Here is a 21,635-nt window from a genome sequence, read left to right on the forward strand (position 1 = left end):
TGGCCACCAACGGCTGCTATCGCCTGCATCCGGTGGAGTGGGACATCGGCGCGCGCCGCGCACTGCCTCGAACACAAGCTGGAGGCCGGGCACGCACATTCCGGTCGACTGGAGTGAGGCCGCCTTCCTGCGCTGACGCCGTGACCACACCGCCGAAGCGGGGCCGGGCACCCGGCGAGAGCCCCGTATGCCGGGCCCGAACGATTGGGGATCCTTGATGACGCCGAAGACCCGAGGAGAGGGTTCATGACGACGCGGCCGAGCCGTGCGACGACCTTCGCGGCGCCGGCGGCGCTGGCGTTCGCGTCCCTGCTGAATCACCTGCTGTGGCTGGGCTGGCACCGGCCGAAGATCCTTCAGCCGGACGGTGGCCAGACGGGGCCGTACGAGCCCTGGCAGATCGCGGGCCTGGTCATCGTGCTGGCCGCGTTGGGCGTGGCCGCCGGCCTGTCCAGGCGTCCCGTGCTCTCCACCGTCGTCGTCGCGGGCGTCACCTGGCTGGCATGGACGGCCGACGCCGCCACCTCCGACGACAGCGGCCTGTGGGCGGTGGGCGCGCTGCTCATGCTGCCCGCGCTGTTCCTCGGGGTCGGCCTGGTCGCCTGGGCGACCGCGAAGGTCCGAGCCCGAAGGCCAGGAGAGCGGACGTGAGGGCGCGTGCCTGAGATCAGGATGAAGTACATCGGTCGGCGGCGGGCGTGTCGGCGGGCCGCTTGAGGAGGGTCACCCCCCTGCGATCGGGACTTCACGTCGTGACGGCCCCACAGCCAAGCGAATTCCGCATCCACCCGGTCCGCTCTCGTCGGTGAAGGCCACCCGTGACACTCCCCGGGGCCCGCCCCAGGCTGACCGGACGCGCGGAATCTCCGGCGACGCCGGCGAGCACAGGGCGCCCTTCGCCCGTGGCGCCTGACCATGGCTAGGCCGGGGCCCTGCCCGCTTACGCTTGGGAGAGAGGCCGTCCATCGCGGCGGCCGGCTCACCGGGGACCCGCGTGGGGCTCCCGGTGTCGCTCCGGGGGAGGGAGATGTCCGACTCGCTGGACCGGCGACTGGACGCCATCGCGCGTCACCCGTTCCGTGCGAAGTTCCACCTTCGTGGCCGCGACCGGGTGACGGCCGAGCTCAAAGGACCGGCGACGATCCGCTGGCACGCGCGCGACCTGATCGCCAGGCGCCTGGCGCCGGCCGAGCCGTACAAGGACGGCAGGCAGACGCCCTACCGGGGCCACCCGGTGTTCGTCGCCCAGCACGCGACCGCCACCTGCTGCCGCACCTGCCTGCGACGCTGGCACGACATCCCGCAGGGCCGGGAGCTGACGCCCGAGGAGCGGGCGTACGTCGTGGACGTCATCTGCCGCTGGATCGAGCGCGAGATCGAGTCACCCGCCCGGTGACCGCGGTCGCGGGGTGGATCCGTGCGGGGTGGACGCCACGGCGCAGGGCGAGGCGGCCGCAGGCGCGGGAGCCGCGCGGCCGGGGGCCGGATTGTCGGTGGCCGCTGCGAGGATCGTCGCCATGACCGAGCCCACCTCCGAGCCGACATCCGCGCCCACCCTCGCGCCCACCCTCGCGCTCACTTCCGCGATCACCGGCTACTGGGACGCCGCCGCGGCGGCGTTCGACGAAGAGCCCGACCACGGCCTGCGGGGGCAGCGCACGCGCGCGGCGTGGGATCGCCTCCTGCGTGCCTGGGCGCCGCCTGCTCCGGCCGACGTCCTCGATGTCGGCTGCGGAACCGGCTCGCTGTCCGTGCTGCTGGCCACGGCCGGCCACCGGGTGACCGGGGTGGACCTGGCACCGCGGATGATCGAGCAGGCCAGGGCGAAGCTGGCGGTCGCCGAACTGACCGGCCGTTTCCTGGTCGGCGACGCCGCCGCTCCGCCCACCGGCGGGGAACGGTTCGACCTGCTGCTGTGCCGCCACCTGGTGTGGACGCTGCCTGATCCCCAGGCGGCGCTGCGCGCGTGGGTGGACCGGCTCCGCCCGGCCGGGCGGCTGGTGCTGATCGAGGGACGCTGGCGTGAGCCCGGGCAGGACGGGCCGGCCTACGTGGCGGGAGCCGAATCGCTGCCCTGGAGCGGCGGCGTCCGCGCCGGCGATCTGGCGTCCGCAGTGAGGCCGCTCGTCGCCGGCCTGCGCGTCGAACCACTCGGTGGCGATGCCGATCTGTGGGGCGGCCCGGTGGACGACGAGCGCTATGCGCTGATCGCTCACGTTTAGCGGGCTGAGGCGGGGCGGTCACGGGGCCCGCCGGCGGCTCCGGCGGTCCTGGATGTGGTCGTCCCGCCGGTCGGTGGGGTGGGAGGACCACCGGAGGAGGAAGCGCAGGGCCTCGTGGGAGGCGGGCGGAGTGGTGGGGGCCGTGGCGTGCGGGTCGTCCTCATGCCGCGCTTCAGCGATCACCCACCAAGGCCGAGCTGAGGCCGCACACAGCGGTGATCAGATTCTCGCCCAGCCGGCGCCAGGACCGCTCGGCGGCGGCCGGGTCCACGCGCCCATGCGCCAGATCGGCTTCGAGCTCGGCGCTCATGTGCACGATGAGCTGCCGGATCATGGCCCCGTGCCGCTCGGACAGCTCAGGATCGTGGTACCGGCCCTGCAGGAGGCGGATCTCCTCCAGACGCCGGAACGAGGGCGTGTTCAGGTGCGCCTGGATGGCGTACTCGCGCAGGGAGGGTTCCACGACCGTCTGGGCGAGGAAGCGCCCGTACCAGGAGGGTGTGCCCAGTTCGATGTGGTGCTCGATGGTCGGCGCGATGACGCACGCGATCCATTCCCGGCGGGTGACCCTGCCCGGCGGATCCAGGGCGGCCACCATCGCGATTCGATGCTTCTCGATCGCGGCCGCGTGCCGCGCCAGGATCGCCTGGATGAGCTCGTCCCGGGAGGTGAAGTGGTACTGCACCGCGGACTTGTTGCGTTGTCCCGCCGCCTCGCCGATCTTCCTGACCGAGACGTTCGCGAACCCGTGCTCGGCGTACAGCCGCTCGGCGGTGGCCATGATCTTGTCCCTGGCGGGCGACGATCGGGAAGGCGGCGTGGTCGCCGCCGCGGAGAGAGTCATTCCGCACCGACCTTCATGACCGCTCCCTGGTCTCGTCCTCGTTCGCTCCGGTTCACGAAGGTCGTCCGGAGAAGTCCACGATTGTCACGTGGACGGTCGCCGGGCCAGGGTACCCAGAACGACCTCAATCTCCATCCTAGTCAGCGACCGGCCCGGGACCGGCGCGCGGAAACGGCTGCGGGGAACGATTCCCGGGCCCCGTACGCGCGAGGTGACGGCACGCGTACCGCGCCGTCACCTCCTTCACGCGCGAGCCACCCAGAAGCTCACCAGGTGGTCACCACGTGACCCACACGTCCTGCAGCCCGCCGGACATCCCGCCGGTGCGCAGCCGAAGCTCCTGGGGAGAGTCCCGCAGGTTCAGGGTCGGCAGCCGTCGCGCCAGGCTGCCCAGCACGACCTGGAGCTCTAGCCGGGCCAGCGGCTGCCCGAGGCAGAAGTGCGGCCCCGCGCCGAACGTGAGGTGCTGGTTGTACTCCCTGCGCGGGTCGAACCGGTCCGGGTCGGGGAACTTGCGCGGGTCCCGGTTGGCGCTGGGCAGGTTGGGGATCAACGTCGTCCCCGCGGGCACATGGGTGTCCGCGAGTTCGACGTCCTCGGTGGCGAACCTCGGTATACCGCCGATCACGGCGAGCGTGGTGTCCAGGCGCAGGACCTCTTCCACGGTGCCGGGGATCAGCATCGGATCGTCGATCACGGCTTCGAAGCGCTCCCGCTCCGCCAGGAGCATCGCCGCCATGATCGCGATCATGTTGGACGTCGTCTCGTGGCCAGCGAGCAGGATCCCCCGCACGGTGGCGATGAGCTCGTCCTGGCTGAGTCGGCCGTCGTCGGTGTCGGTGATCGTGATCAGCTCGCTGAGCAGGTCGTCTCCGGGATCGGCGCGTTTCCGGTCGACCAGGTCTGAAACGTACCCGTTGAAATCGCGGTATGCCTGGTCCACGTCCTCCTGGCTGTAGCGCGTCAGCGTGAGCATGACGCTGGACCAGTGCGCGAACCTGTCCTGGTCCTCGCTCGGCGCGCCGACCAGCGCGCAGATGACGCGCACCGGCAGCGGAAGCCCGAGCTGGGACGAGAGGTTCGCGGGGGAGCCCTTGGCGATCATGGCGTCCAGCAGGTCGTCGGTCATCTGCTGGACCCGGGGGCGCCACGTCTCCATCTTCCGGATCGTGAAGGAGCGGCTGAGCAGCCGCCGCCACCGCTGGTGGCCGGACCCCTCGGTCATGTTCTGGGTGCCCGTCCTGCGGCGGTTGAACAGGCCGCCGTCCTCGGTCGTGGCTATCCGCGCGGCGCCCTCCCTGGCGAGGTCGCGGGTGAACCGCGGGTCCGAGATCACCGTGCGGGCGTCGTCGTACCGCGTGACCACCGTGGCGACGTCGCCGCTGGGTAGCCGTACGTGCGCGACCGGGCACCTCTCGCGTAGTTCCGCCAGCTCCGGCGGCGGTTCCAACGCCGTTGCGCGGTCGAAGGGGAAGTCGGGGATCGCGTCGGCAGTCATCGTGTCCCTCCAGCTCGAAGACCGGGCGCTCTCACTGTAAGGCGGTCGCCTTACTGGCGCAATGTCCGCAGTCAGAGGCGGGAGGGCCGGACGAGAACGTCCTGGACGGGGACGCCGGATGGATTCATCGGTGGCGGCGGTGTTCAGGCGCGGGAAGATCAAGGAATGGCCAGATTCCGCCCGGCACCGTGATGCGGTGGACACGGACGGGAAGGGATATCAGAAGCGCGATTGGAGCTGCCGGGCAGGTCACGCCGGTGACGCTCATGCGGCGCGATGACGGAGGAACCCGCCCCGGCGGCGACCCGGGCCGAGGGGGCGAGCACATATGAGCCAGGAGTGGGTGATCATCCTGCGCGCGCTGTGCGGCGGCCTGCTCGTCACGGTCTTCGCCCTGATCGGCGAGATGGTGAGCCCGAAGCGGTTCGCCGGCATCTTCGCCGCGGGCCCGGCCGTCGCCCTGGCGGGGATGACCGTGACCTGGGCGTTCCTGGGGAGCCGGGCGGTCGCGGAGTCCGCGCTGGGGATGATCGTCGGGGCGGTCGCGCTGGTCGCGTTCTGCGCGACGGCGGCGCCCCTCGTGGAACGCCTGGGCGCCATCGCCGGGTCGGTGGTCGCGATGGCGGTATGGGCGGCCGTCGCCGCGATCGGCTGGTTGCTGATCAGATGAGCGCCTCGGCCCCGATCCGCGTCGACCCTTCCAAGCTGCGCCATATCGCGCTCCGCGCCCTGGCACTGCGCTTCGCCTTCGGCGCGGCCGTCTCGGTGGTCGCCGGCCTGGTCGGCGGCCGCTGGGGGCCGGTCGCGGGCGGAATCTTCCTCGCCTTCCCGGCCGTCCTCGCGGCCACGCTGACGCTGATCGAGACCGAGGAGCGCGACCGGATCCTGGCCGCCCAGGACGCCCGTGGCGCCGTGCTGGGCGCGATCGGCATGATCGCTTTCGCCCTGTGCGTGTGGGCGCTCGCCCCGCGGGTCTCCGCGATCGCCGCGCTGGGCGTCGCGACCGTGGTGTGGGCGGTCGTCGCCACTGCCCTGTATCGGCTCACCTGGGGCAGCCGCCAGGGCCGCCGACTTCCGTGACCGTACGGCCGCGCCTCGCCGAGACCGGGTTCCCCGCCCCGGACACGATGGAACCGCGCCGCTGGGAATCGAGCGGGATCGACTCGATTCCATCAGTGTCGGTACTCGGGGCCGGCATCGAAATCGAGGAGGTCAGGCGGCGCGGGGGAGCACCAGCTCCGCGAACACCGCCCGGTGATCGGTGGCCGGCAGCGTGTGCACGGCGAAGGTGCGGACGCCCACCCCGGGACCGGCGAGGACGTGGTCGATCGTCACGGGCGGGATGCCGAAGCCGTTGAAGTGCCACGGCCGGTACGGCCAGGTGGTCACGAACCCGTCGCCCGTCGCGTCGGCGGCGTCCGCGTACCCCTCGCCGAGCAGCTCGCGCACCGCCGTGTGATCCAGGGTGGCGTTGAAGTCGCCGGCCAGGATGCGCGGGGTCCGGCCCGGAGGCGGGAGCGCCGCCAGGCCGTCCGCCCAGCACCGGAACCTGTCCGCGCGGCTCGGCGCGCACGGGTGCACGGACACGACCCCGACCGGCCCCGCGCCCGGCACGTCCACGGTCGCCGCCGCCTGGCCGAAGCCGCCGACCTCGATGGCCTGCCCCGGGGTGACGGGGTGCCGGGCGTAGATCGCGGACCCGCCGACCCCGGGCCGCGGGCGCTCCGTCTTGTACGGGAGCAACCGCGCCAGCCCGGCTTTCTCCAGGGCGGACGCGGCGCCGGGCGTCAGTTCCTGAACGGTCAGGACATCGGGCTGAAGCTTCCGTACGAGGTCGACCAGGGCGGTCGCGGGGACAGAGCCCATCAGCAGGTTCGACGACAGGACCCGAAGCGGCGGCCCGTCCGCCGCCGTCTCCCCGGCCGGCAGCGCCCGGGGCAGGACCCAGGCGGCGAGTGACGCGGTGGCCGCCAGACTCACGGCCAGCGCCGTCCATCGGCGCGACGCCAGCGCGACGAGCGGGGCGACGGCCGAGGCCAGGGCGGCGTACGGCGTGAACGCGACGAGTTGCACCCAGCGAAAGTGCACGTCCGCCGGAACCGGACGCAGTACGGCCCAGACCGCGAACGGCGTCACGACGACCCAGACCAGCACGTCCACCCACCGCCGCCTGCGGCGCCCCGCGGGGACGACCCGTGAATCCGGGCGCGTGTCGACCGTCACCTTTCGATCCCCTCATCGTGGCCGACCCGCCGGGCCGACAGCGTCGAGCATCTCAAGCCCTGAACGGACAGATCTCAGATGGGATCAGGCGGAATGCCGAAACATCCGCCCTGTAGATCAGGATCCCCGCGCCAGATCCTACGTCCGCACCCGGACCCGCGCGGGCCCCCTGGAGAACAGGCGATGAAGGGGGACACGGTGGCGAGCGGGCCGGGGCCGGGATGGCCGGCGTTCCGGCGCTCGCCGTGGTCCGCGTCGTGGACGGTCAGAGCTCCTCGCGCAGGTGGTTGGCGCGTTCGATGACCTGCATGAGGACGTTGCGGGCGGTGGCGAGGTCGGCGGGGTCGATCGCCGAGTAGAGGGTCGTCGTGGTCGGTCCGACCGCCTCGGCGAGCTCGGCGTTGAGGGCCTCGCCCGCGGGAGTCAGACGGGGGGAGTCCTCGGTGACCAGGCCTCGCGCCTGCAGGCCCTTCAGCAGTTCGGCGGCGTCGGCCACGTCCAGGGCCAGTTGCGGCTGGCCGGCCATGAAGTCGGCGAACGCCTGCGCCGACTCCATGGGCCCGCGCGAGGCGAGCACGCGCAGGGCGATCCACTGCTCGCTGGTGTTGCCGGTCCTGGCGAGGACGGCGTCGAGCAGCGCTCGGACCGCTCCTTGCGCCTCGCCGATGTCCTGACCGGTCAAGGTGGGGGCTGGGGGCATGGGTTCACTCCTGCTTTCGTGTGGTCTGGCCTGGGTCCCCTGCCGAGGAGGGCGCGCAGCGTGCGGACGAGCTCGCGGTTCTCCGTGCCCGCGGTCCCTCCGATCGGCGCGGTGAGGTCGTCGTGCAACGTGTGGACGATCTCCATGGCCTGGCGGACGACCTCGGCCCCCTGCTCGGTCAGCGTGAGCTGCACGGCGCGAGGGTCGGCGGGGTGGACGCCCCTGCCGACGAGGCCGGCCTTTTCGAGCGCGCGCACGAGCTTGGAGACGTAGATCGCCTCCAGGCCCGCGAAGTCGGCCAGCTCGCGCTGGCTCGGCTGCGCGCCTTTGAGCGACAGGCCGTACAGCGAGGCGAGCAGCGAATACTGCGCGTGCGTCAGCCCGACGGGCGCGACGGCGCGATCGACCGCGGCCCGCCACTTGGTGGTGACCCGCCAGAGCAGATACCCGGTCAGCACGTCGTCGGAAGATCGCGTCACGCCTATAATGTACATGGCTACTATTTCCATGGCAACCATCCTCTGAGGTGGAAGCCTCTCCCACGGAGCACGCCGGTTCCTTCTCGACGGCAACGGCCGTTTCCTGTTGCCTGAAAGCAGGAAACGGGAAACGCCCGGATCGCCTTGTCCGCTCGACGTGGGCTGACGCACTCTTCTCTCAAGAGTGACTCACGGCTGTTCGGGCGGACGGTGACGGAGGTCCGCGTGGTCGAGCAGCCGAATCGGTTCGGGGAAGAGCTCCGGAGACGCCGTCTCGCCGCCGGACTCACGCTTACACAACTGGCCGGCCTGGTGCATTACAGCAAGGGCCAGTTGAGCAAGGTCGAGCGGGGCCTCAAGCCGCCCAGCCGCGAACTGGCCACTCACTGCGACGCGAAGCTCGACGCCAAAGGTGCTCTCACGGCCCTGGCACGCGCGAGCCTGCCCGGAACCGAAGCCGAAGCCGCGGAGACGAGCACCGGTGATGAGGAGGTGTGGCTCATGCAGTTGTCCCCCGACGGGCAGAGCTGGTTCCGGACCGTGGGCCGGCGGCAGGTGGTCGTCGCGGGCGCCGCCTCGATGGCCGCTATGAGCATCGGCAGACCGGGTGCGTCGTCCACCGCCGACGGCGAAAGGTTCCTGGAGGCGTCCCGATCGCTCTTCGACGAGTACCGGCGGCTCGGCCAGACCGGAAGTCCCGGCTTCCTGATGCCCGCCCTCATCGCGCAGACGCATGTGCTGCGCGAACTCTCCGCGCACGCCGGCTCGCGCGTCCGCCGCGACCTGCTGAAGATGGGCTCCCGGTACGCCGAGTACGTCGGCTGGCTGGCGCAGGAGGCGGGCGACGAGAGGGCCGCTTTGTGGTGGACGCGACGCGCCGTCGAACTCGCGGCGGCCGGTGGTGACGGCGACCTGGCCGCTTACGGGCTGGTACGGCGCGCGCTGGTCACGCTCTACCGGGGAGAGGCCGAGCAGACCGTGGAGCTGGCCCGGCGGGCGCAGAGCGGTACGGTGCCGCCGCGCATCCATGGGCTGGCCGCCCAGCGCGAGGCCCAGGGGCACGCCCTAGCGGGGGACTACGACGCCTCCATGCGGGGCCTGGACCGGGCCCGGACGCTGCTCGCGCGGCACACGCCCGACGCCGGCTCCCCCGTCATCGGCAGCACCAATCTGCCGGACTCGGTCGCGATGGTGACCGGTTGGTGCCTGCACGACCTCGGGCGCTGCCGGGAGGCCGCGGAGATCCTGGACGCCCAGCTCGCGCAGGTGCCGTCCCACGCGACGCGCACCCAGGTCCGGTACGGCGTGCGGCGGGCGCTCGCCTACGCCGCGGCCGGGGAGATCGACCACGCGTGCGAGCTGGCCGAACGGCTGCTCGGCGACGCGATCATCGTGAGCTCGGCGACCGTCGGCGCTGACCTCCGCAGCCTCGCCCGCACCCTGGCCCGCCACCCGCGCAACCCCGCGGTCCGCTCCCTGGCCCCCCGGCTCGCCACAGCCCTGCACGTCATCGCCCCGTAAAGATCATCTCGCTCACATTCCTCGGACGAAGGGAGCTTTCGGCATGCACGAAATCTTCATCAACTATCGCACCGGCGACGGGGACAAGACGGCCGCAGTGCTGGATCGGGAACTGTCGCATCGCTTCGGGGAGGAGCACGTCTTCCGTGCGTCGAAATCCATAAGAGCCGGTCGGGCGTACGCCGAAGAATTGATCAACGGTGTGCGGTCCAGCGCCGTCGTGCTGGTGGTCATCGGGCAGGGTTGGTCCGCGCATCCCGCCCTGCACGACGAGAACGACTGGGTACGCAGGGAGATCCTCGAGGCGTACGCGAGTGGGACGCGTGTCATTCCGATCATCGAAGGCAGGAAGAACGACCGTCTGTGCGTCGCGGACCTGCCTGCCGAGTTGGCGCGGATCGCGGAGGTCCAGTCGTTGCGGCTCGACCTGCAGAAGGGCTCCGTCGATCTGGTGCACATCGGAGACGAGCTCACCGATTACGTTCCCGCTCTGAAGAAGGCCGATCGCCGTCGCCGGGAAGCCGCTGAGCCCGGGACGGTGAACAACACGGCCGGCGACGTGCACGGCCCGGCGATGCAGTCCAGGGACATCACCGGCGACGTGTCGGGCGAGAAGAACGTCATCACCGGCACTCAAGGGCCGGTTCACACCGGAAAGGGCGACATCAATCAGAACACCACCCGCCACGAGACCACTAACAACCACGACAACCGCACCTACGACCACCGCACCGACAACTCCCGGCACTACGGGACGAACAACGTCTCCGGCGAGAACCAGGGCGGAATACACCAGCGCTTCGACTTCTCGGGCGATGACGAGGACTGACGCGCGATGAACGACCGGTTCAACACGCAGATGTTCAACCCCCGGGGCACAAACGTGCATGCCGGGGAGGGCGACCAGTACATCGACCAGAACATTACTATGTACACACTGGCCGCGGACTTCAGGGGCAGGAGACCTCGTGATGTCGCCGTCGACGAACTGCTGTGGCTGAAGCGACGCTTCGTCCCCCCCTCGGGATTCGCCAAGGCGGATGCCATCCTGCGTTCCACCGGAACCGTCCTGCTGGACGGGCCGCCCGGCAGTGGCCGGAGCGCCGCCGCGAAGATGCTCCTGGACGGGCTGCGGTCGGGCACCGAGGCGCTGCACGAGCTGCCGTTGCAGGACGGCGCGCCCCGCCTGAATCCCCAGCAGGACGTCGGCGACGGAGATCTGCTGTGGCTCGACCTCTCGGACATTACCGAGCAGCTTTGGGTCGAGGTGCATGGCGAACTCTCCTCGTTGCGTCACACCGTTCTGCGGCGGGGAGCGCGGCTGGTGGTCGTGCTCCTGCACCACAGGGCCGAGCGGCTCCGGGGGGAACTGGGCGAATTCCGCGCTGACATCGCACGGCCGTCCGCTCTGGACGTGGTTCGGCTTCACCTGAGGCACGCCGGTCTCTCGGCGGAGGAGTTCCGGCGGCCGACCCCGGAACTGGACGGATTCCTCGCTGCGAGCCGCTCGATGCGGGAGATCGAGGAATTCGCCGGATTCGTGAGTCGCGCGCGGGCCGAGAACCGGCAAGGAGGGTTTCCGGCCTGGTGCGCGCTGGCCCGCGGCGCCATGAGCGATCAGAGCAAAGACGTCGCCATGCTCTTCGGGAACCTCGGCAAGGGACCGCAGCGGGCGTTGCTTCTCGCCACGGCGCTGTTGTCGGGTGCCCACGCCGATCAGGTGGCCGAGGCCGCCACCACCCTCCTGGACCTGGTCGAGTACTCGCGGGACGATTCCCCTCTGGAACGTGCGGATCTGGCCACGCGGTTCAGAGAGATCCGCGCTGTGACCGATGCCGACAGAAACGTGCGCTTCAAGGTGCTCGGATTCGACGCCGCGGTCCGCACCCATTTCTGGACTCACATGCCGGAGTTGCGCGAGCATCTGCGGGCCTGGGTCGGAAGGACCGTTGAGTCCGCCGGCCTCGGAGACAGGGACCGAGACCTTCTCATCAAGCGGTTCGCCGACCAGTGCCTGCCACTCGGATACAGAGACAGCCTGGTCACGCTGGTGAAGGGGTTGACCTCCCAGCCCGCGACCAACGTCCGCCTGCGGGCGGCCTCCCAGGCGTTGAAGCACGGCCTCGAACATCCGGAACAAGGGCGGTTCTTCCGCAGGACGATCTACGACTGGTCACAACAGCCGAACCTGTCGCCTGGGTTCACCAAGGTGCTGGTGGCGATGTGCGCGGAGGTCATGTCGGTCCGGCATCCGGCGCAGGCGCTCGTCCGGCTCCATCACCTGGCGAGGCGGGAGCGCCGGACCACGGATGCGCGGGAGGCGCTCGTCCGGCTGGGGCGCGAGGGGGACACCCGGCTCCGGCGCCTGTTGCTGGAGCGGCTGGCCACTCCTGCTGCCGACGGGCAGATCCGGGCCGCCGACGTGGAGCTGTTCCTGGAGGTCGGCAACCCGGTGATGGTGAGCGAGTCGCAGAGGCCGGCCCTTCCGCTCATCGCCGACGCCGCCGTCCAGGACCTGCTGGCCATCGGGTGGGGTGTCGTCTTCGAGCGGCGCTCGCACGAGGAGTGGGCCCCCTTCGCGCGATCCTGGCTCAGTGCGGCGTCCGACGAGGTGCGGCATCGCGACCGGCTCCTCGACGTGCTGATCACCCCGGAGCGGCCGGACGAGGTTCTGTCTCGTCTCTTCGTGATCGCCCGCGACCTGCCCTCCACCGAGTCCGGCGAGATCACCACGCCCGGCGAGCGGGATCACCGCGCCTTCACCGAGTACGTCCTCCACAAGATCGATGCCGCTCAGGGCATCCCGGCCGCGTGAGGTGTCGCCATGACGATGAATCGAGAAGAACGCGCTGCGAATCACGGCCGCAGGACGGTGGCCGTCTACTTCCTCCTCTTCTGCGGCCTGATCGTCGCGGGCCTGCTGCTGTTCGCGCCCCTGCCCGTCTGGACGAGGGTGGCCGTCGGCCTGTCGCTCGCGGCCGTGGGGATCCTGTTCGCGCGGGCCGGCGGCGGACGCCGATCGTACGCGCCGCCTCTTCCGCTTCCGGAACCGTACGTGCCGGTGCCCCGTCCGGAGCCGCAGGAGCGGCAGGTCATGCGGATCCGGCTCCCGAGCGCGGAGGACGATTACGACTTCCTGTTCTCCGCGACGGTGCGCTGGACCCCGATCGGGGTGGTGGACAATCCGTCGATGGTCGGCCTGGCCGGTCTCGCCGTCGAGGCGATTCTGGACCGTGCCCGCAGCGTCACCGAGAAGCGGGATCCGGCCAGGGCGTCACTCGTGCAGCACGAGTTGAACGGAATTCTCGGCAGGATGCAGCCGGACCGCGAGCGGTACCTGAACGCGATGGCTGATTCGGTCACGCTCGCCCTTTCCGACTCCGACCAGGAACGCCTCGACCGGCTCGCCGGGATACGCAAGGAGAAGGCGGTCTGGGAGCACGAGAGAAAGCACGAGCAGAGCAAACGCGACTACCTCGGCGAGGATGTGCTGAAGGACCCCGGGAGCGCCGTCGTCTGGTATCTCGCCAGGAACGACGATCAGGTCGAGAGGGCGGTCAAGGACATCGGCCTTCTCGCCCAGCTCTCCTCCGCGGCGAACAACGCGGACGTGCCCGAGCGTTTCCAGCATCTCGTGCCGTTCCCCGTTCCCGTCCCGGCCGGGTCGGCGGCGCACGCGGGGGATGGCGAGGCGAACGGCCGCCCGTCGTCGGCAGCGGACCATTTCGCGGCGTTCCTGCGCGCGGCCGGCTTCACGGAGGAGGATCCGAAGCGTGTCCTGTACGTCCAGCGGAACGTCTTGTTCCTCTCCAAGCAGGGCAAAGGTGAAGTGGCGGACGACCTGGCCCGCCGGTTCGACGTTCCGTCCCCGGCTCCCGGCGACCCCCGCTTCCCGCGTCCTGGCGAGCCCCCGTTCCCGCCGCCGCCGGACGATCTCTATCCGCCGCCCGACGGTCCCGAGGACGATCCGGGGCACGGCCCGCAGGACGAGCCAGGTCTCTGAGCGTCGCCGCCGGGGTACGGGCGGGCCTGTCGGAGATCGGAAAGCGGCGGTTTCGTACCTCTTCGTTGTGGGAGCATGGCGGGGTTCAGGTCCCGGGCGATATGAGGAAGGGCGATGGCGAGCCGGAACGTGGGGAGGCCGTCCAGGCAGCTCAATCCTCTGTGGATCATCTCGCTCTTCCTCGGGATCGCCGAGGTCACCATGGGCATCGCCGCCACGCAGGCGCAGGGGTGGGTCCAGGGATTGTTCGCCGCCTTCTCCATCGTGTTCCCGATGGGGGTGGCGGGGGCGTTCTTCGCCATCCTGTGGAAGAAGCCGTACGTCCTGTACTCGCCGGAGGACTTCGGGGGGCGGTCGAGCGTGACCGACTTCGTCGCGGCGTTGTCGTCCCGCGCCGACCGCAACATGAAGGACGTCGAGCACCTGGTGCGCTCGGCGGTGAGCGCGGCGTTGCCCATCTCCTCCAACGTGGACAGGCTGAGCGTCGCCGACCGCGCGGTCGACGTCGCCAGGCACGAGATGCGGGAGCGCTGGATCGAGGTCGACCTGGGAAGGATCAACCCCTTTCTCAAGGATTATCCGTTCCGGGTGCCCTACGAGTCGGTCCCGACCGTCGAGGACCTTCTCGGCCAGGTCTACTTCGCCCTGTCGGATCGCGTGGGCGTCTACTCCTACGGTGAGGAATGGGTGCTCCAGGACTCCGCCGGCGAGAAGCCGTACGTCGACGCGGGACGGGACTGGGCGCAGGCGAACCTCGGGACCTCGGACGACACGCGCGCGCTCGACGACCTCGGGATACGTCAGGGCGCGCGCCTCGTCGCCGTCCCGGTACGCCGCTAGCCGGGCGGGAGACGGGCCGGGACCGCGGGGGTCAGCGGGTGTTGACGCGCAGCGAGACGATCTGGCCCGTGGAAGCCGGCCGGACCGGCGGTCACCTCCAAGGAGATCGCCGCCCGGCTCGTCCTCAGCTCGCGCACGGCCGGCGCCCATCTGCCCGACACCTTCAGCGAACTCGGCATCACCTCACGCAGGCGACCGCGCGACCTGGACCGGTGGGCCGCGAACTGCTCACAGGCCGTCCGCGAGGGCCTTGGCGGCGAGTTCGCGGCACTCGGTCAGCGTCCGGGTGGCGAGGGCGGCGCGGACGGCCGGGACGCACACCGCCGCCATCGACAGGCTCGTCACGCCGAGGCCCGCGAGGACGGGGGCGAGCCTGGGATCGCCCGCCGCCTCGCCGCAGACGCCCACCGGCTTGCCCGCCGCACGCCCGGCCTCCGCGCAGCGGCCGATGAGCTCCAGCAGCGCGGGCTGCCAGGGGTCCAGCAGGTCGGCCAGGCCCGGGTGCTGGCGGTCGGCGGCCAGGGTGTACTGGCTCAGGTCGTTTGTGCCGATGCTGAGGAAGTCCACCTCGCGCAGTAGCCGGTCGGCGTGCAGCGCGGCGGCGGGCACTTCGACCATGACGCCGACGCGCGCGATGCCCCTGGCCCGGGCGCGGGCCGCGAACTCGGCGGCCTCGCCGGCCGTGGTGACCATGGGCGCCATGACCCAGGGCTCGGCGCCGGTCGCGTCGGCGGCCCGCGCGATCGCCTCCAACTGGGTGTCGAGCACTCCGGGCAGCAGCCGGGAGACCCGCAGCCCCCGTACGCCGAGCGCGGGGTTGGGCTCCTGCGGCAGGCCGAGGAAGGGCAGCGGCTTGTCGGTGCCGGCGTCCAGCGTCCTGACCACCACCAGCGGCGCCCGGGAGAAGACCTCGCTGTAGGCGGTGACCTGCTCCTCCAGTGAGGGCTCGGTCCTGCGGCCGAGGAACAGGAACTCGGTGCGGAACAGGCCGACCCCCTCGGCGCCGTCGGCGAGGTCGCGCGCGGAACCGATGTTGAGCAGCAGCTTGACCGGGTGGCCGTCGGAGGTGCGGCCGGGTCCCTCGCCTCGCGCCAGCTCGGCCCGCTCCCGCGCGTCCGCCGCCCGTACCCGCTCGGCGTCGGCGCCGCTCAGGCCGATGGCGATCTCTCCGGTGGCGCCGTCGACGCTGACGAGCGTGCCGTCGTCCAGCGACAGCGCGCCCGCGCAGCCGACGACGGCGGGCAGCCCGCGTCCGCGCGCGAGGATCGCGGTGTGGCTGGTCGGGCCGCCCTTCTCGGTGACCAGGGCCAGGACGGAGGCGTCCAGCCCGGCGGTGTCGGCGGGGGAGAGGTCCTCGGCGACGAGCACGAACGGGTGCCCGGGCGCGGGGACGCCGGGCGGGGGCAGGCCGAGCGCCGCCGCGACCGCGCGGTTGCGCAGGTCGTCGAGGTCGGCGGCCCGCTCCGCGAAGTACCCGCCCGCCTCCACCAGCGCCCGGCGGTGTACGGCGAAGGCGGCGTCGAGCGCGTGCGCGGCGTCCATGCCCGCGCGGCAGTTGTCCTCGACGCCGTCCCCGAGCATCGGATCGCGCGCCATCATCGCCTGGGCCTCCAGGATGTCGGCCGCCTCCGGGTCGCCCGCCGAGGCGGCGCGCCGTTCGAGATCCTCGGCGACCGCCTCAAGCGCGTGGGCGGCGGCCGCGGCCTCGGCGCCCGGGTCGGTCGCCGGGCGCGGCTGGGGCAGGGCGGGCGGGCCGGCCATCCGGATCACCGGTCCCGCGGTGCGCCCCGGGCTCACCCCGAGGCCGCGCAGCGCCTCACCCATCGACGGCTTCCCCGGCGTCCAGGTCGCGGGACAGCAGCTTGACCAGCGTGTCGAGGGCCTCCTCGGCGCCGGGGCCGTCGGCGTCCAGGGTGACCTGGGTGCCGTGCACGGCGCCGAGGCTGAGCACGCCGAGCATGCTGGAGGCGGGGACCGGCTTGCCCTCGCCGACGCGGATCCGCACCCGCACCCCCTGGCGCGCGGCCTCCTGGACGAAGATCTTGGCGGGCCTGGCGTGCAGCCCGCTCGACGAGGCGACGGCCACTGTCCTTTCGGGCATGGTTCGTCCTTCCTGCTCAGGGTTCGATGGTGACCTTGATCGCCTCGCCGCGGCTGACGAGGCCGATGGCGTCCAGGACGCCGGGCAGCGGGAGGCGGTGGGTGATCAGGTCGGCGACGGGCACGGCGTTCTCGGCGATGAGGCTCAGGGCGCGGGCGTTGTGCGCGGGGCTGGAGCCGTTGGCGCCGACGATGGTCAGCTCGCGGTAGTGCACGAGGTTGGAGTCGAGCTGGATGATCGGATTGTCCTTGGGCAGGCCGCCGAAGAAGCTGATCCGCCCCTGCCGGGCCGCCATCTCGACGGCCTGCTGCTGGGCGGCGCCCGAGGCGGCGGCGGTGATGACGACGTCGGCGCCCCGGCCGCCGGTGAGCTTGACGACCTGGTCGACGGCGTCGCCGCTGATCACCTCGTCGGGGTGGACGAGGCCGGCGGCCATCTCCAGCCGCTCGGGGTTCACGTCGACCAGGAACACCCGGGACGCGCCGCGCGCCCGCGCCAGCCGGACGTGCAGGCAGCCGATCGGGCCCGCGCCCATGACGACGACGTCGTCGCCCGCACCGACCCGGGCCAGCTCCTGGCCGTTGAGCACGCAGGCGAGCGGCTCGGCCACCGACGCCTCGGCGAAGCCCACGCCGTCGGGGATCCGGTTGACGCCGTCCACGGCGATCACCTTGGCGGGGATGATCATGTACTCGGCGAAGCCGCCGTCGTAGTGGTAGCCCATCGACTCCTGATTGGGGCAGACGGTCATGCGCCCCCTGCGGCACTCCTCGCAGGTCCCGCACGGGATGGCGGCGATCACCTGGACGCGCTCGCCCGTTCCCACGACCTCGCCGGCGATCTCGTGGCCCATCACCCGGGGCGGCCGGATGTGGTGGTGGCCGAACTTGTAGATCTTGGCGTCGGTGCCGCAGGTCGAGCAGTTCCGCACCCGGATCTTCAGCTCCCCGGGCCCGGCCTCGGGCTCGGGGGCGTCCTCGACGCGGATGTCGCCGGGGGCGTGGAAACGGGCGACCTTCACAGAAGCTCCTTCATCACGGTTTCTACCTCCGTCGCTTCGCGGAGGTTTCTGGCGCGGTCGGGGTCGAGCAGGACGTCGGCCAGCGCGGCGAGCAGCGCCACGTGGCCGTTCCCTTTGGCGGCGATGCCGACGCACAGGCCGACCCGCTCGCCGTCCCAGTCGACGCCCTCGGGGAAGCGCACCACGCACACGGCGTCGCGCAGCACGTCCTGCTTGGCCTTCGCGGTCCCGTGCGGGATCGCGACGCCCTCCCCGACATACGTGGAGATCGAGCGCTCGCGTTCGAGCATCGACGCGATGTACGGCTCGGTGATCGCGCCCACGGCCAGCAGCAGCTCCCCGCACTGGCGGATCGCGTCGTCGCGGCCGGCGGCGCGGGCGTCGAGCACCACGGCGCGCGGTTCCAGGGGGAGCGGCGCGGCGTCAGGCATCGACCGTGCCGCCGTTCTTGATCGTGGACACGAGCTTGGTCACGGCGGGGTCGCCGATGAAGATCTGGAAGGTGACCAGAGGGACGCCCGGCGCCACGGCCCTGGCCCGCGCGGCCAGCCCGGTGTGGCAGACCACCAGGTCGGCGTCCTTGGGGATCTCGTTCACGGGCGTGTGCTCGACCGCGACCCCGGTGCTCTTGAGCTGCTTGCGGAGCTGGGTGGCCAGCATGACGCTGCTACCCATTCCCGCGTCGCAGGCCACGACGAGCTTGTGGATGTCCTTGCTTTCGATGGCGGCCATCTCTATGCCTCCTTGGGAACCGTGGGGACGCTGGAGGTGCGGGTCTGGGTCTCGGCGACGGGCCGCGTCTCGCCCTCGGGGACCGTCCCGGCGGGCGCCGCGCCGGCGTCCTCGGCGGGTTCCTTCTCGCCGCGGCCGAAGCCCAGCAGGGCCGAGGCGACCGCGAAGGAGACGGCGGAGGCGATGATGATGCCGGCGAGGACGCCGAACCAGCCGCCCTTGGGGGTGACCGCGAGGTAGGCGAAGATGCTGCCCGGCGACGGCGTGGCGACCAGCCCGGCCCCGGTGATCATGAAGGTGAACACGCCCGCCGCGCCGCCCGCCATGACGGCGAGGATCAGCCGCGGCTTCATCAGGACGTACGGGAAGTAGATCTCGTGGATGCCGCCGAAGAAGTGGATGATGATCGCGGCCGGGGTGCTCGGGCGCAGCGCGCGCGGCCCGAAGAAGAAGTAGGCGAGCAGCAGGCCGAGGCCCGGGCCGGGGTTGGACTCCAGCATGAACAGGATGGACTGGCCCTGCTTGACCGCCTCCGCCACGCCGAGCGGGCCGAGGACGCCGTGGTTGATGGCGTTGTTCAGGAACAGCACCTTGGCGGGCTCGATCAGGACCGAGGCCAGGGGGAGCAGGCTGTGGTTGATCAGCCATTCCACGCCGTCGCCCGCGGCGGTGGTGAAGGCCTGGACGATCGGCCCGATGCCCCACACGCCCACGATGGCCATCGCACCGCCCACGATGCCCGCGGTGAAGTTGTCGACCAGCATCTCGAAGCCGGACTTCGTGCGGTCCTCGGTGAAGCGGTCGACGTGCTTGAGGATGAACGCGGCGAGCGGGCCGACGATCATCGCGCCGAGGAACATCGGGATGTCGGCCCCGACGACAACGCCCATGGTGGCCACCGCGCCGACGACCGCGCCGCGCTGGCCGTGGACCATGCGGCCGCCGGTGTAGCCGATCAGGATCGGCAGGAGGGTCGAGATGATGGGCCCGACCAGCTCGGCCAGCGCCTTGTTGGGCAGCCAGCCCGTGGGGATGAACAGCGCGGTGATCAGTCCCCAGGCGATGAACGCGCCGATGTTGGGCATGATCATGCCGGCCAAGTGGCCGCCGAGTCGCTGGATGGTGGCCTTGACCCCGGTGCCGTAGACCGGAGGGGTATAGGTGTCGGCCATGGGTCGTGCTCCCTCTTGAAGGATGGTGGATCGTACGTCAGGAGTGGGGGTGGAGGCGACGGGTGGGGTCGGGAGGCACGAGGCGGATGCCGTCGCGGGTGATGTCGGAGGGGCGGGGCATCCGGCTGCCCGGGAGCGCCACCGCGGCGGCGGCCCAGGCCAGGCCCTCAACAAGCGCTTGTTCCCCGCGCGCGCCGGCGGCGAGGAAGCCGGCCAGCAGGGAGTCGCCGGCGCCGACCGCGCTGCGCGGCTCGGCGACCTCGGCCTCGCCGTACCGGACGCCGTCGTCGTCGACCAGCAGCGCGCCGTCGGCGCCGAGGCTCGCCAGCACCGTGCGCGCCCCGGCGGCGCGGAGCTTCCCGGCCGCCTTGATGGCGTCGCCGACGCAGGCGATGGCCATGCCCGTGGCCTCGGCGAGCTCCTCCAGGTTCGGCTTGATCAGGGCGGGGGCCGCGCTCAGGGACTCGACCAGCGCGGGGCCGCTGGTGTCGACCGCGACGTTGATGCCCGCCGCCGTGAACCTGCGGCACAGCCCGGCGTACACGTCGGCGGGGACCTCGGGCGGCAGGCTGCCGGAGGCGACCACCCAGTCGGCCGAGCGCGCCGCGCCGAGCACCGCGTCCGCGATCGTGTCCAGCTCGGCGGCCGACAGCGTGGCGCCCGGTTCGTTGATCTTGGTGATGGTGCCGTCGGGCTCGGCCAGCGTGACGTTCGACCGCGTCGGGCCCTTCACGGCCACGGTCACCATGTCCAGGCCCTCCAGGGCGAGCAGGCGGACGAGCTGCCTGCCCTCGTCCCCGCCGTAGGGGACGACCGCGCACGAGGTCACCGCGTTGGCCAGCAGGGCGCGCGAGACGTTGACGCCCTTGCCGCCGGGGTCGAGCCTGGCCGCGGCGGCCCTGATGACGGTGCCCCTGGCGAGCGCGCCGACCTCGATCGTGCGGTCCAGGCTCGGGTTGAGGGTCAGGGTGAGGATCACGCGCGCACCACCTCGGGGCCGGCGGCGGACAGCTCGGCGGCGGCCATCGGATCCAGGCCGCTGTCGGTGATGATCAGGTCGACCTCCGACAGGGACGCGAAGCCGGCCAGGTAGGTGTTGCCGAACTTGGTGTGGTCGGCCAGCAGCACGACGCGCTCGGACGCCTTCACCATCGCGCGCTTGATCGCCGCCTCGGCCGGGTCGGGGGTGGTGAGCCCCTTGGCCGCCGAGCACCCGTTCGCCGCCATGAAGGCCACGTCCACGTGCAGGTGGGCCAGCGGTTGCAGGGCCCAGTCGTCCACCGTGGCGAGCGTGCGGCCGCGCACCCGGCCGCCCAGCATGACGACGTGCAGGTTCGGCCGCGAGGCCAGCACCGTGGCGAGCGGGGGAGAGTTCACGACCACGGTGAGCTCGCGGTCGGCGGGCAGGATCTGGACCAGGCGGCCGGTGGTGGAGCCCGCGTCGATGATCACCGAGCCGTCCTCGGGCAGCTCGGCGAGCGCGGCCTTGGCGATGCGCTCCTTCTCGGCGGTCAGCACCTCGTCCCGGGTGGCGAGCGGGGGCTCGAACCCGAGCCGCTCCACCGGGATCGCGCCGCCGTGCACCCGCCGCAGCACGCCCGCGCGCTCCAGTGCGGTGAGGTCGCGGCGGATCGTCTCTGTGGTGACGTCGAACTCCTCGGCGAGGGACACCACGTCCACCCTGCCGGCCGTCCTCGCCCTGCGGAGGACCTCCTGCTGCCGCTCCTCGGCATACATGATGTTGCTTCACCGCCGTTTTGTGTGTTGGTTGTCCTGTGTTTACACCCGTTTCTATGGGATGGCAAGAGTCTCACAGGGTGGGCGCACATGCTGTGACCATTGCGTGTTACGCGCCGGGGCCGTACCTCTCCGGGGGCCTCGTGGACGGGCGCGGGGGTGCGGGACGACGGGCTCTCGCCTGGTGCCGCCGGGGTAGGGGAAATGCCCGCTATGTCGCCTATATCCCGCCCGTGAGTGACAAAAAAGATTTATGGTCACGGGGTACTTCCGCTCCCGTCGCGCGCGGGCCGCGAGTCCGCGCAGGTCGCGGGCTTTCCCCGGCGATTACGGCGCCTCAATCGCCGGGCGCGTAAGGGCGTAATGGCCGTAACGACCGGCCCGATCGCACAATTCGGCCGGTCTTCGCCGGCGCGGCCCCCTCTACCTGCGTGAACGCATGGAAAAGGGCGCCGGAACGCGCCGTCCCCAGGGGTGGAATAGGATCGCGGGCCGTATGGTTCTGGGATATCGCCGCCCCGCCCGATAAGACGGGGAGGGCG

The 21,635-nt window shown here is 71.5% G+C and carries 24 protein-coding genes; 10 read left to right on the forward strand and 14 right to left on the reverse strand.

Annotation, left to right across the window (positions count from 1 at the left end):
• The first annotated feature begins 246 nt into the window (after positions 1-246).
• The 3 genes from DQ384_RS01445 (at position 247) to DQ384_RS01455 (ending at position 2,222) form a co-directional block, all read left to right on the forward strand.
• The gene (locus DQ384_RS01445) at positions 247-651 is read left to right on the forward strand and encodes a hypothetical protein (protein WP_114026797.1); all 405 of its coding nucleotides are present in this window, start codon (positions 247-249) and stop codon (positions 649-651) included.
• Between the two features lie 376 nt (positions 652-1,027).
• Positions 1,028-1,396 carry a DUF4186 domain-containing protein gene (locus tag DQ384_RS01450; RefSeq protein WP_114026798.1) on the forward strand — a complete coding sequence of 123 codons (369 nt, stop codon included), beginning with the start codon at positions 1,028-1,030 and terminating at the stop codon, positions 1,394-1,396.
• A gap of 121 nt (positions 1,397-1,517) precedes the next feature.
• Complete coding sequence (locus DQ384_RS01455; RefSeq protein WP_114026799.1) at positions 1,518-2,222, forward strand: class I SAM-dependent methyltransferase; 705 nt, start codon at positions 1,518-1,520, stop codon at positions 2,220-2,222.
• An 18-nt stretch (positions 2,223-2,240) separates the two neighbouring features.
• Here DQ384_RS01455 and DQ384_RS40880 read toward each other — a convergent pair whose 3' ends face one another.
• From DQ384_RS40880 to DQ384_RS01465, 3 genes are all read right to left on the reverse strand, one after another.
• Positions 2,241-2,405, reverse strand: coding sequence for a hypothetical protein (locus DQ384_RS40880; RefSeq protein WP_181870962.1), 165 nt, complete (start codon positions 2,403-2,405; stop codon positions 2,241-2,243).
• Complete coding sequence (locus DQ384_RS01460; protein WP_114026800.1) at positions 2,395-3,066, reverse strand: TetR/AcrR family transcriptional regulator; 672 nt, start codon at positions 3,064-3,066, stop codon at positions 2,395-2,397. Before DQ384_RS01460 ends, DQ384_RS40880 begins: the two co-directional genes overlap by 11 nt.
• 277 nt (positions 3,067-3,343) lie before the next feature.
• The gene (locus tag DQ384_RS01465) at positions 3,344-4,564 is read right to left on the reverse strand and encodes a cytochrome P450 (protein ID WP_114026801.1); all 1,221 of its coding nucleotides are present in this window, start codon (positions 4,562-4,564) and stop codon (positions 3,344-3,346) included.
• A 328-nt stretch (positions 4,565-4,892) separates the two neighbouring features.
• Here DQ384_RS01465 and DQ384_RS01470 point away from each other — a divergent pair, with 328 nt between their 5' ends.
• Positions 4,893-5,234 carry a DUF3147 family protein gene (locus DQ384_RS01470; protein WP_114026802.1) on the forward strand — a complete coding sequence of 114 codons (342 nt, stop codon included), beginning with the start codon at positions 4,893-4,895 and terminating at the stop codon, positions 5,232-5,234.
• Complete coding sequence (locus tag DQ384_RS01475; RefSeq protein WP_114026803.1) at positions 5,231-5,644, forward strand: DUF3147 family protein; 414 nt, start codon at positions 5,231-5,233, stop codon at positions 5,642-5,644. Before DQ384_RS01470 ends, DQ384_RS01475 begins: the two co-directional genes overlap by 4 nt.
• 132 nt (positions 5,645-5,776) lie before the next feature.
• Here the strand turns inward: DQ384_RS01475 and DQ384_RS01480 are convergent, their stop codons facing one another.
• The 3 genes from DQ384_RS01480 to DQ384_RS01490 all read right to left on the reverse strand — a co-directional run bounded on the left by DQ384_RS01480 (position 5,777) and on the right by DQ384_RS01490 (position 7,966).
• Positions 5,777-6,787, reverse strand: a complete 1,011-nt coding sequence (locus DQ384_RS01480) for an endonuclease/exonuclease/phosphatase family protein (protein ID WP_220182716.1) — start codon at positions 6,785-6,787, stop codon at positions 5,777-5,779.
• A gap of 265 nt (positions 6,788-7,052) precedes the next feature.
• On the reverse strand, positions 7,053-7,487 hold the full coding sequence (locus DQ384_RS01485; protein ID WP_147268595.1) for a MarR family winged helix-turn-helix transcriptional regulator: 435 nt from the start codon (positions 7,485-7,487) through the stop codon (positions 7,053-7,055).
• Positions 7,466-7,966 carry a MarR family winged helix-turn-helix transcriptional regulator gene (locus tag DQ384_RS01490; protein ID WP_114026805.1) on the reverse strand — a complete coding sequence of 167 codons (501 nt, stop codon included), beginning with the start codon at positions 7,964-7,966 and terminating at the stop codon, positions 7,466-7,468. The genes DQ384_RS01485 and DQ384_RS01490 overlap by 22 nt, the downstream gene beginning before the upstream one ends.
• Before the next feature lie 225 nt (positions 7,967-8,191).
• On the opposite strand from DQ384_RS01490, the gene DQ384_RS01495 reads away from it, so the two are divergent.
• The 5 genes from DQ384_RS01495 to DQ384_RS01515 all read left to right on the forward strand — a co-directional run bounded on the left by DQ384_RS01495 (position 8,192) and on the right by DQ384_RS01515 (position 14,330).
• Complete coding sequence (locus DQ384_RS01495) at positions 8,192-9,487, forward strand: helix-turn-helix domain-containing protein (protein ID WP_114026806.1); 1,296 nt, start codon at positions 8,192-8,194, stop codon at positions 9,485-9,487.
• A 43-nt stretch (positions 9,488-9,530) separates the two neighbouring features.
• A complete protein-coding gene (locus tag DQ384_RS01500) occupies positions 9,531-10,316 on the forward strand; it encodes a toll/interleukin-1 receptor domain-containing protein (RefSeq protein ID WP_114026807.1) in 786 nt (261 codons plus the stop codon).
• 6 nt (positions 10,317-10,322) lie between these two features.
• Positions 10,323-12,302 carry a hypothetical protein gene (locus tag DQ384_RS01505; protein WP_114026808.1) on the forward strand — a complete coding sequence of 660 codons (1,980 nt, stop codon included), beginning with the start codon at positions 10,323-10,325 and terminating at the stop codon, positions 12,300-12,302.
• A 9-nt stretch (positions 12,303-12,311) separates the two neighbouring features.
• A complete protein-coding gene (locus DQ384_RS01510; protein ID WP_147268596.1) occupies positions 12,312-13,490 on the forward strand; it encodes a hypothetical protein in 1,179 nt (392 codons plus the stop codon).
• A 114-nt stretch (positions 13,491-13,604) separates the two neighbouring features.
• On the forward strand, positions 13,605-14,330 hold the full coding sequence (locus DQ384_RS01515) for a hypothetical protein (RefSeq protein ID WP_114026810.1): 726 nt from the start codon (positions 13,605-13,607) through the stop codon (positions 14,328-14,330).
• A gap of 228 nt (positions 14,331-14,558) precedes the next feature.
• Here DQ384_RS01515 and ptsP read toward each other — a convergent pair whose 3' ends face one another.
• Genes ptsP through DQ384_RS01555 form a run of 8 tightly spaced genes read right to left on the reverse strand, consistent with a single transcriptional unit; the run spans position 14,559 to position 21,093 of the window.
• Complete coding sequence (ptsP, locus tag DQ384_RS01520) at positions 14,559-16,154, reverse strand: phosphoenolpyruvate--protein phosphotransferase (protein ID WP_114026811.1); 1,596 nt, start codon at positions 16,152-16,154, stop codon at positions 14,559-14,561.
• Positions 16,147-16,431: an HPr family phosphocarrier protein gene (locus tag DQ384_RS01525; protein ID WP_114026812.1), complete on the reverse strand. Its 285-nt coding sequence runs from the start codon at positions 16,429-16,431 to the stop codon at positions 16,147-16,149. The genes ptsP and DQ384_RS01525 overlap by 8 nt, the downstream gene beginning before the upstream one ends.
• A 16-nt stretch (positions 16,432-16,447) precedes the next feature.
• Positions 16,448-17,452: a zinc-dependent dehydrogenase gene (locus DQ384_RS01530; RefSeq protein WP_114026813.1), complete on the reverse strand. Its 1,005-nt coding sequence runs from the start codon at positions 17,450-17,452 to the stop codon at positions 16,448-16,450.
• Positions 17,449-17,883 carry a PTS mannitol transporter subunit IIA gene (locus DQ384_RS01535; RefSeq protein ID WP_114026814.1) on the reverse strand — a complete coding sequence of 145 codons (435 nt, stop codon included), beginning with the start codon at positions 17,881-17,883 and terminating at the stop codon, positions 17,449-17,451. The genes DQ384_RS01530 and DQ384_RS01535 overlap by 4 nt, the downstream gene beginning before the upstream one ends.
• Complete coding sequence (locus tag DQ384_RS01540; RefSeq protein WP_114026815.1) at positions 17,876-18,184, reverse strand: PTS sugar transporter subunit IIBC family protein; 309 nt, start codon at positions 18,182-18,184, stop codon at positions 17,876-17,878. The genes DQ384_RS01535 and DQ384_RS01540 overlap by 8 nt, the downstream gene beginning before the upstream one ends.
• 2 nt (positions 18,185-18,186) lie before the next feature.
• Positions 18,187-19,356, reverse strand: a complete 1,170-nt coding sequence (gene mtlA / locus DQ384_RS01545; RefSeq protein WP_114026816.1) for a mannitol-specific PTS transporter subunit IIC — start codon at positions 19,354-19,356, stop codon at positions 18,187-18,189.
• A gap of 37 nt (positions 19,357-19,393) precedes the next feature.
• Positions 19,394-20,335, reverse strand: coding sequence for a 1-phosphofructokinase (gene pfkB / locus DQ384_RS01550; RefSeq protein ID WP_114026817.1), 942 nt, complete (start codon positions 20,333-20,335; stop codon positions 19,394-19,396).
• Positions 20,332-21,093, reverse strand: coding sequence for a DeoR/GlpR family DNA-binding transcription regulator (locus DQ384_RS01555; RefSeq protein ID WP_114026818.1), 762 nt, complete (start codon positions 21,091-21,093; stop codon positions 20,332-20,334). The genes pfkB and DQ384_RS01555 overlap by 4 nt, the downstream gene beginning before the upstream one ends.
• Between the last annotated feature and the right edge of the window lie 542 nt (positions 21,094-21,635).

This window comes from Sphaerisporangium album, from assembly GCF_003323745.1.
GTDB classification, from domain to species: Bacteria; Actinomycetota; Actinomycetes; order Streptosporangiales; family Streptosporangiaceae; genus Sphaerisporangium; species Sphaerisporangium album.

Excerpts from the sequence above, each read along its gene's own strand:
- DQ384_RS01475 (WP_114026803.1), top strand. The coding sequence starts at position 5,231 with ATGAGCGCCTCGGCCCCGATCCGCGTCGACCCTTCCAAGCTGCGCCAT.
- DQ384_RS01500 (WP_114026807.1), top strand. The coding sequence starts at position 9,531 with ATGCACGAAATCTTCATCAACTATCGCACCGGCGACGGGGACAAGACG.
- DQ384_RS01470 (WP_114026802.1), top strand. The coding sequence starts at position 4,893 with ATGAGCCAGGAGTGGGTGATCATCCTGCGCGCGCTGTGCGGCGGCCTG.
- DQ384_RS01515 (WP_114026810.1), top strand. The coding sequence starts at position 13,605 with ATGGCGAGCCGGAACGTGGGGAGGCCGTCCAGGCAGCTCAATCCTCTG.
- ptsP (WP_114026811.1), bottom strand. The coding sequence starts at position 16,154 with ATGGGTGAGGCGCTGCGCGGCCTCGGGGTGAGCCCGGGGCGCACCGCG.
- DQ384_RS01555 (WP_114026818.1), bottom strand. The coding sequence starts at position 21,093 with ATGTATGCCGAGGAGCGGCAGCAGGAGGTCCTCCGCAGGGCGAGGACG.
- mtlA (WP_114026816.1), bottom strand. The coding sequence starts at position 19,356 with ATGGCCGACACCTATACCCCTCCGGTCTACGGCACCGGGGTCAAGGCC.
- DQ384_RS01465 (WP_114026801.1), bottom strand. The coding sequence starts at position 4,564 with ATGACTGCCGACGCGATCCCCGACTTCCCCTTCGACCGCGCAACGGCG.
- DQ384_RS01485 (WP_147268595.1), bottom strand. The coding sequence starts at position 7,487 with ATGCCCCCAGCCCCCACCTTGACCGGTCAGGACATCGGCGAGGCGCAA.
- DQ384_RS01525 (WP_114026812.1), bottom strand. The coding sequence starts at position 16,431 with ATGCCCGAAAGGACAGTGGCCGTCGCCTCGTCGAGCGGGCTGCACGCC.
- DQ384_RS01460 (WP_114026800.1), bottom strand. The coding sequence starts at position 3,066 with ATGACTCTCTCCGCGGCGGCGACCACGCCGCCTTCCCGATCGTCGCCC.
- DQ384_RS01445 (WP_114026797.1), top strand. The coding sequence starts at position 247 with ATGACGACGCGGCCGAGCCGTGCGACGACCTTCGCGGCGCCGGCGGCG.
- DQ384_RS01505 (WP_114026808.1), top strand. The coding sequence starts at position 10,323 with ATGAACGACCGGTTCAACACGCAGATGTTCAACCCCCGGGGCACAAAC.
- DQ384_RS01540 (WP_114026815.1), bottom strand. The coding sequence starts at position 18,184 with ATGGCCGCCATCGAAAGCAAGGACATCCACAAGCTCGTCGTGGCCTGC.
- DQ384_RS01455 (WP_114026799.1), top strand. The coding sequence starts at position 1,518 with ATGACCGAGCCCACCTCCGAGCCGACATCCGCGCCCACCCTCGCGCCC.
- DQ384_RS01535 (WP_114026814.1), bottom strand. The coding sequence starts at position 17,883 with ATGCCTGACGCCGCGCCGCTCCCCCTGGAACCGCGCGCCGTGGTGCTC.
- DQ384_RS01510 (WP_147268596.1), top strand. The coding sequence starts at position 12,312 with ATGACGATGAATCGAGAAGAACGCGCTGCGAATCACGGCCGCAGGACG.
- DQ384_RS01450 (WP_114026798.1), top strand. The coding sequence starts at position 1,028 with ATGTCCGACTCGCTGGACCGGCGACTGGACGCCATCGCGCGTCACCCG.